At 49.1% G+C, this 222-nt stretch carries 1 protein-coding gene; it reads left to right on the top strand.

The window, feature by feature from the left end:
- Positions 1–12: 12 nt before the first annotated feature.
- On the top strand, positions 13–222 hold a 210-nt coding region (locus tag A6R74_RS23050; RefSeq protein ID WP_121499363.1), incomplete at its 3' end, for an SDR family NAD(P)-dependent oxidoreductase.

Below are 222 nucleotides of genomic sequence, written 5' to 3'. Positions count from 1 at the left end.
GCCTGCGATTAGGTGAGCAGCGAGTTTGACCCAGAGCGCTCGCTAGTAGTGGTTGGAAACGTAGCGAATCGTGATGATTGCTTCAATTTAGCGAAGGCGATCATGGATAAATTCGGCCGCATTGATGTGCTCATCAATAACGCTGGTATTACTCAGCAGGGTAAGTTCGAAGAGATCTTGACCGAAGACTATGATCGCATTCTGGACGTTAAACTCCGGGGC

It is taken from the genome of Halomonas sp. ALS9, from assembly GCF_001651035.1.
Taxonomy (GTDB): domain Bacteria; phylum Pseudomonadota; class Gammaproteobacteria; order Pseudomonadales; family Halomonadaceae; genus Vreelandella.
Note: the sequence above shows the minus strand (reverse complement) of the source record. Positions and strands in the feature narration are given on the sequence as shown.